At 25.6% G+C, this 7513-nt stretch carries 6 protein-coding genes, 1 tRNA gene and 1 other RNA gene; 4 read left to right on the top strand and 4 right to left on the bottom strand.

Annotated features, from left to right (window positions below; translation table 11 throughout):
* Positions 1–121 precede the first annotated feature (121 nt).
* The gene (locus HMPREF3045_RS02315) at positions 122–1393 is read left to right on the top strand and encodes a putative glycoside hydrolase (RefSeq protein ID WP_070736939.1); all 1272 of its coding nucleotides are present in this window, start codon (positions 122–124) and stop codon (positions 1391–1393) included.
* Positions 1394–1406: 13 nt separating this feature from the next.
* Positions 1407–2036, top strand: coding sequence for a transporter associated domain-containing protein (locus HMPREF3045_RS02310; RefSeq protein WP_004838946.1), 630 nt, complete (start codon positions 1407–1409; stop codon positions 2034–2036).
* Between the two features lie 33 nt (positions 2037–2069).
* On the opposite strand, the gene HMPREF3045_RS02305 is transcribed toward HMPREF3045_RS02310, so the two are convergent.
* A complete protein-coding gene (locus HMPREF3045_RS02305; protein ID WP_070605859.1) occupies positions 2070–2915 on the bottom strand; it encodes a helix-turn-helix domain-containing protein in 846 nt (281 codons plus the stop codon).
* Between the two features lie 174 nt (positions 2916–3089).
* Between HMPREF3045_RS02305 and HMPREF3045_RS02300 the strand changes: the two genes are divergently transcribed.
* Positions 3090–4730, top strand: coding sequence for a GlgB N-terminal domain-containing protein (locus HMPREF3045_RS02300; protein ID WP_070736938.1), 1641 nt, complete (start codon positions 3090–3092; stop codon positions 4728–4730).
* A 25-nt stretch (positions 4731–4755) separates the two neighbouring features.
* Here the strand turns inward: HMPREF3045_RS02300 and cbpB are convergent, their stop codons facing one another.
* The 3 genes from cbpB to HMPREF3045_RS02285 all read right to left on the bottom strand — a co-directional run bounded on the left by cbpB (position 4756) and on the right by HMPREF3045_RS02285 (position 5644).
* The gene (cbpB, locus tag HMPREF3045_RS02295; RefSeq protein ID WP_019117572.1) at positions 4756–5223 is read right to left on the bottom strand and encodes a cyclic-di-AMP-binding protein CbpB; all 468 of its coding nucleotides are present in this window, start codon (positions 5221–5223) and stop codon (positions 4756–4758) included.
* 64 nt (positions 5224–5287) lie between these two features.
* An RNA gene (ffs, locus tag HMPREF3045_RS02290) (signal recognition particle sRNA large type) lies at positions 5288–5554 on the bottom strand.
* A tRNA-Ser gene (locus tag HMPREF3045_RS02285) sits at positions 5554–5644 on the bottom strand. The genes ffs and HMPREF3045_RS02285 overlap by 1 nt, the downstream gene beginning before the upstream one ends.
* Before the next feature lie 106 nt (positions 5645–5750).
* On the opposite strand from HMPREF3045_RS02285, the gene dnaX reads away from it, so the two are divergent.
* Positions 5751–7502, top strand: coding sequence for a DNA polymerase III subunit gamma/tau (gene dnaX, locus HMPREF3045_RS02280; RefSeq protein WP_070736937.1), 1752 nt, complete (start codon positions 5751–5753; stop codon positions 7500–7502).
* Positions 7503–7513 lie beyond the last annotated feature (11 nt).

The following is a 7513-nucleotide window of genomic DNA, read 5'->3' as shown; positions in this document are numbered from 1 at the left end:
AGTAAGAGAAGGTGGAAGAACAGTTGCATCTGGAGTTGTTTCTAAAGTAATTCAATAATATAAATTTAGGGCGAGTCTTTTCGACTTGCTCTTTTTTTATCTATTTTAGCTAGGAGTTTATATGAAAAATAAAAAAATATTTCTATTGTTTTTGCTCATAATTTCTATTAATTTTTCTTCTTGTTCTTCAAGTAAAAATAATAAAATGAGTGATAATAGTTCATCTTCAAATATAACTTCTAATTTAAGTGAAAATAATAAGAAAGATAGGAAACCAACAGGAGAGGCTTATCTTGTTGGTGTTACACCTGATGATTATAATATGGATTATGATACATCTAGACTTAAATCTTTAAATGAAAAAAAATCTAAATATTATCCTAAAGATGGTGTTAAGGGAATTTATATTAATGCTTATTCAATAAATAATCCAAAGTCCTTTAAGAAAAATCTTGATTTAATTGATAGCACTAAGTTAAATACTGTTGTTATTGATATTAAGGATGATTATGGAAATATTACTTGTGATTTTAAATCTGATAATAAAGATATAAAATATGCTACTGATAAAGTTATTGATGCTGAAGAATTTATAAATAAGATGCATAAAAAAGGCATATATGTTATTGGCAGGATTACCACTTTTAAGGATTCTATTATTACAGAAAAACATCCTGATTGGGGATTTGTTTTGGAAGATGGTTCTTTATGGAGAAATGGACTTGATGAAGCTTTTATGAATCCTTATTTGGATGAGGCTAGAAATTATAATTTGAAAATTGCTGAGCTTGCAGCAAATGTTGGTTTTGATGAAATTCAATTTGATTATGTAAGATTTGCAGAAGGTTTTGAAACTTTTAATGATAAATTGGATTATTCAAAAGGAAAATGGGAAAAAATTCAAAAAAAAGATGAGGATAAGAGGGTTGATGCCATTACTAGCTTTGTAAAAGAAGCAAGGGAGATGCTCCAGGCTTATGATACTCCTTGTGGGATTGATGTTTTTGGTTATTCAATGCAAGTTGGAAAATCTGGGGGAATTGGTCAAGATTTTAAAGAAATATCTAATCAAGCTGATGTTATGAGTTCTATGATATACCCTTCTCATTGGGGACTTTATTCTTTTGATATAGAAAAACCTGATCTTGAACCTTATGAATTAGTTAAAAGATATTTAAAAGAAGAACAAAAAGAATTATCTAAGATTGAACACAAACCAAAATCAAGACCATGGATTCAAGATTTCACTGCATCTTGGATTGGTAAAGGAAATTATATGGTTTATGATGCTAAAGCTGTTGAGGCTCAAATAAAAGCAATTTATGATAGTGGTCAAGATGAATTTTTAATTTGGAATTCAGCGTCTAAATATACTGAAGGTGTAAGTTACTAAAAAGTAGGATTTTATGGGAAAAAAAATAAAAGATATAATAGATAAGGGCATAAAAATAATTGAAGTTTTAATTTGTTTGACTATTTTGCTTACTTTATTATTGTCTGTACCAAATTTAATTAGATATTCGATTGATATTGTACAAACTTTACAGTTAAGGCAAAATTATGAGCTATTAAATGAATTTTTGAAGTATGCCCTTCTTTTGGTAGTAGGTATTGAGCTAATTGAGATGATAATTACAAGATCTCATGAAGCTATTTTAACTTTGATTTTGTTTGTAATTGCAAGAAAAATGCTTTTGTATTCTGTTGATTTAATTGATATTTTAATTGGATCTGTATCAATTGGTCTTATTTTTGCTATTATTAAATTTGTTGTAAAAGATGATAAATTGATGGCGAAAATCGACAATACTTATTCAGCTGCAATGACTGTAAAGCAAATTAAAAAAGAATACAAATTAGATTTACCTCAAGATATGTCAAATACTTTGGGCGGTTTAGTTTATGAAATTGCAAAAATTGAAGGGATTGACGAGGTAAAGGAAAACACAAGATTGATTTATGGCTCTTATAAATTTAAAATTATAAGTATGAAAGATGGAGTCATTGAAAGAATTAGAATTGAAGAATTAAAATAAAAAATCATTAGCCTGAATATGGCTAATGATTTTTTAAATTCTGTGATTTTTTCTAAATTGTGATGGAGTTATACCAACTTTTTTTCTAAAAACTTGGTTAAAATAAGATTGTGAATTGAAACCAACGATTGATGAAATTTCTTCCATAGAATGGTTTGTGCTTATTAGTAGATTTTTTGTTACTTCTATTCTTTTTAAAATTAAATAATCGATTGGTGTAACCCTGTATGATTGCTTAAATTCAGCAATTAAATGGAACTTATTCATAAAGGCCATTTTTGATAGGCTTTCAAGTTTTATATCTTCAGAATAATTGTTGTCTATGAAATTTTTAATATAATCAATTTGTTTATTTATTTTTATATCATTTGTTATTTCAAAATCATTTTTATATTTTCTAAGTAAGGAGATAACAAATTCGCTAGCCTTGGCGTTTGCCATAGATTGGGCAAACATATCTCCAGAATTAAATTCATCGTGAATTGTATTAAAAGAATCTATAAAATAATCCTTATTTTCTTCTATATTTTTAAATATGTATTTGTCTTCTTCTAAGCTGTCATCATTTTTGATATTTTTTACAAAAATACTATCAACACCAAAAGAAATAAAAGTTAAATTTTCATTTTCATTTGAATAAATGCTATGACCAACATTTGAATTAATTATAAAAAAGTCGTCTTTGCTGGTATCGATAACCTTATCTTCAATTGAAAATTTTCCCTTCCCATCTAAAATATAATAAAACTCAGTAAAGGGATGAAAATGAATCCTAGAGTTTATTTTATCAGAAGAAGAAAATTGTTTTGCATAGAGTACTTTAAGGTAAATACTTTGCACGGTTACACTTTCGTTTTCATTTTTATCTAAAATTTCCATAAATCTTGTCCTTTTTAATTTATTTATATATACATTATACAGAAAAAAGCCTTTTACTACAAGATAAATTTTGCTATAAGCTAAGAATTTAACTTTGTGATATAATATATTAAATAAATCATTATTAAAAATATAATTAATAATGTGTGCAATAATATATAGAAAGGAAGAATAATGGATACTAGAAAATATTTGGAAGGTAAGGGATACGATGGTTACAAATTTTTTGGAAATCACAAAAAGGCGAATAATTCATATATATTTAGAATCCTTGCCCCAAATGCAAAAAATGTTTATATAATAGGAGATTTTAACTCTTGGATAGAGGAAAAACTTAGAAAATATTCTACGGGTGTTTTTTCAAAAACTATTAAAAATGTTAAAGAATTTGATAAATATTTGTACGTAATAGAAAATGAGAATGGGAAAAAATATTATAAATTAGACCCATACGCAAAATTAATTGATAAGGAAAATGAAAATTCTCTTGTCTATGATAAATCTTACAAATTTTCTTACAAGTACAAAAACAAAAAAAATCTAAATATATACCAAATGAGTGCAAAAAATTTTTATGGGAAAATTTTTGAAGATGAAAAAAATATGGATAAATTTATCCGATATTTAAAAGAAAATAATTTTTCTCACATCGATTTTATGCCTATTTTTGCAAATAGATTTAAAGAAGATTTTTCTTACGGCTCAAGTTTTTATTTTTCTATTAATGAAACCTATATTGAAATTGAAAAAATAAAATTATTTATAGATTTGTGTCATAAAAATAAACTTGGAATTATTTTTGAAATTGATATAAGCAGTTTTGATCCCTTTGAAAAATATTTAAATAAATTTGATGGCTCAAATATGTACAATTATGATTACGATGATATTTTGTATAATTATAGTGGATTAATAAACATAGATCCAACAAAAAATCTAGCAAAATCTTTTATTTTATCATTTGTAACTTATTTAATTAAAGAATTTAATATTGACGCAATTGCAATTGCAAATTTAGAAAATCTTATATTTTGGCAAGGGGATAAGTCAAGAGGATACAATGAAAATTGGCTGGGTTTTATAAGAAATATTAATAAATATATAAATGATTTAAATAAAATATCTATTGGTTTTTATAATTCAATTTGGGAAAATGACATAAAGGAAGATTTGGGATTTAATTTGATTTATGATAGAACTCTTGCAAAACTTATTAAAATAAACCAAAAAAATCCTTTTGAAAGAGCTAATTATTCATATATAGTCAAAAATATTATAGAAAATGATTATAAGAATTATATACTTGGATTTAATTATTTTGATAGCCTTAGTGAAGGGGCATCTCTTGCGATGAAAATGAACTCAAATGATAAAAAGTATGATCAATTAAAAACTTTGTTTTTATTAGTTTATACTTTGAATTCCAATAAAATGATTTTTACATCAGATGAATTTGGATCCTTAGAAACTTTTAATTTTGATAAGAAAATAAATATTTTCAAACAAAATGAAAGTGAAAAAGATTTTAATGAATTTTATAAAAAATTGAGTGATTTTTATATAAGAAACAAAAATTTATACGAAAATGAATCAAAGACAAAAATTCTTGAAATAGAAGGATATTCTTTGTATGCATTTAAAAGAATATATAAAAACGAAGAATATCTGGTAATAATTAATTTGACAGATTTGGAATATAAAATAGATTTTCCAGAAAAAATAGAAAAAATTTTAACAAGTTATAATGAAAATTATCACAGTAAAAATAAATTATATATACCAGCCTTTGGCTCAGGAATTTTTAAAATAAAATAAAAAAGGGAGAAAATTTCTCCCTTTTTTATAATTTCTTAATTAATTTATACTCATTTTCTAAATTATGAGCTATATTTGTAAATCTTTCCAAAATAGTTTTTCTTGTAATTATTCCAACAAAATATCCATTTCTATGAGTTATACATATAAAATTATTATTTATTATAAGTCTTAAAACATCTTCAAGATCAGAATCATCAAATAATATTGGAACAATTTGGTCCATAACTTCGCTAACTTTTGTTTGCGTTAGTATATCTTCATTAAAAAATGTTACATCTTCTGATGAAATTACAATTTTTGAAATAGAAATAAGACCTCTAACTCTGTCATTCTCATCAAGAACAGGAATTGTTTGATAAGATCTATTTGATAAAACAATAATCGCATGTAAAAGTGTATCATTTTCTCTAACAACTGCAACTTCGCTAGCTGGAGTTATAATGTTTGCCGTAGGTTGATTAAATAATTTTTTTAGATTTTCACCAATCATTTTTACTCCTTCTTAAAAAAATAGCCTTTTGTCAAAACAAAAGGCATTATAGAGTATATTATGTAAGCACACCCAAGCTCGTAAATTAAAATCTATACGTTACTCAAACAGCCAGCTCATGATAGGTGACCTTACGGCACATAAGAAGATCTACTTAATGCTGCTACGTTCCCGTCCTGACATGGTTCATAGTTTCCTATTGCGTAAGACCCATCAATCAACACCGCTTATTTAAGGCAGACTATATATTTTAAAATCCTAACTTGGGAATTCAATCCTGCTATAGCGGATTGCAGGTTACAAGGCACCGCTAACTCCCCATCTAGTGCATGGCGGAGAGCAAGGGATTTGAACCCTTGATACACTATCAATGTATACACGATTTCCAATCGTGCTCCTTAAGCCACTCGGACAGCTCTCCATGCTTACAGATTAAAACTATACTTTAAAATTGAAAAATTTCAAATCAATTTAAAAATTAAAAAAATATTTTCACTATGGTATAATCTTTAGGGAAAGGAATTATTATGGCAAAAGCTTTATATAGAGAATATAGACCCCAAAAATTTTCTGATGTTTTGGGACAAGATAGGGTTGTAAATGTTTTAAAAAATCAAGTTAAGTCTGGGCAAATATCTCATGCATATTTATTTGCAGGAGAGAGAGGATGCGGAAAGACAACTTGTGCAAAAATTTTTGCTAAGGCAATTAATTGCCTTAATCCAATCGATTCATCTCCTTGTGGAGAATGTGAAAATTGTAAATCAATAGAAGAAGAATCAACAATGGACGTTGTTGAAATGGATGCAGCAAGCAATAGAAGAATTGACGATATTAGAAATTTAAAAGAAACAGTTGTTTATCCACCAAATAATTTAAAATACAAGGTTTATATTATTGACGAGGCTCACATGATTACAAGAGAGGCTTTTAATGCCCTATTAAAAATTATGGAAGAGCCACCAAGTCATTTGGTTTTTATTCTAGCAACAACAGAAATTGAAAAAATTCCAAAGACTATTTTATCTAGAGTTCAAAAATTTGAATTTAACAAAATTGGTAGAGAAGATATAATCAAACAAATTGATATAATCTTATCCGATAGAAATATTACAATCGAACAAGAGGCAAAAGAGCTTATTGTAAAAAAAGCAAAGGGTGCTATGAGAGATGCTCTTTCGATTTTAGATCAAGTTTTATCAATTGACAAAAATAATTTTACATTGAAAGATGTAGAAAACATTTTAGGACTTGTTGATTTTGAATCCTTGGATAAATTAATAGCTAATATAATTTCATATAATCAAAAAGATTCCTTGGACTTGCTTTTTGATTTAAGAAATAATAACAAAGATGACAAGGATATTTTAGATGGGCTTGTTGGATATTTTAGAGATATTATGATCTATAAGACAAGTCAAAATCGAAAATATATTGAAAATTTAGATTATTTGGATTTGATAAAGGAAAAAATAGAAAAAATCTCATCTGATAGGCTAGTATCTTACTTGGAAATTTTAAATGATTATTCAAATAGGATGAAAATATCTGATAATTCAGCCTTGCTTATGGAAATGGCGATTTTAAGGCTAATTAATTTAAAAGATGATGAAAATATTTTATCAAGATTAAAAAAATTAGAAGAAAATAATTCTTCAAATTCAATAGATATTATAAATAAATTAGTAGATAAAAAATTTGAAAATATTAATCTGGATAATTTTATAAAAAATTCTAAACCTAGCCTAGATTATGAAAAAAAAGAAGAAAAAAATATTGAAAAGCTTGATAAAAATGAAAAAATATTTGAAGAAAAAAATAAGGATATAGAAAATAAAGAAATTGATAATAAAATAGAAGAAAATTTTGAAAATAAGCATAGTGATAATGAAGACATAGAAAGTGAAAAAACATTTGAAAATATAAGCTTAGATAAGGAAGAAGAAAATATATTTTTAAATGAATTTACCTCATCTTGTTCGCCTATTTTAAAAGTTTGGATAAGGGACGAAGGATTTAATTATGATATAAATGTTGACATTTTTACAATTTATTTTACTAATAATTTATATTATCAATTTTTAGAGGGCTCAAAAGCAAAAATTAAAGAAATTTTAAAAAATGTAAGTGGAAGAGATTTTACCATAAAGGTATCAAGTATTGACAAAAAAAAATCTAACAAGAATAATAGTATAAGAGAATCAAAAAATGATTCGAATGATGATGTGATGAAAAAACTAGAAAAAATTTTTGGAAATAATTTAATAATTGAAGAATAAAGGAGTAAAAA

It is taken from the genome of Anaerococcus sp. HMSC075B03 (assembly GCF_001815585.1).
GTDB classification, from domain to species: Bacteria; Bacillota; Clostridia; order Tissierellales; family Peptoniphilaceae; genus Anaerococcus; species Anaerococcus vaginalis.
Note: the sequence above shows the minus strand (reverse complement) of the source record. Positions and strands in the feature narration are given on the sequence as shown.

Coding starts and splice junctions, on each gene's coding strand:
- HMPREF3045_RS02305 (WP_070605859.1), bottom strand. CDS start 2,915: ATGGAAATTTTAGATAAAAATGAAAACGAAAGTGTAACCGTGCAAAGT.
- HMPREF3045_RS02310 (WP_004838946.1), top strand. CDS start 1,407: ATGGGAAAAAAAATAAAAGATATAATAGATAAGGGCATAAAAATAATT.
- dnaX (WP_070736937.1), top strand. CDS start 5,751: ATGGCAAAAGCTTTATATAGAGAATATAGACCCCAAAAATTTTCTGAT.
- HMPREF3045_RS02300 (WP_070736938.1), top strand. CDS start 3,090: ATGGATACTAGAAAATATTTGGAAGGTAAGGGATACGATGGTTACAAA.
- cbpB (WP_019117572.1), bottom strand. CDS start 5,223: ATGATTGGTGAAAATCTAAAAAAATTATTTAATCAACCTACGGCAAAC.
- HMPREF3045_RS02315 (WP_070736939.1), top strand. CDS start 122: ATGAAAAATAAAAAAATATTTCTATTGTTTTTGCTCATAATTTCTATT.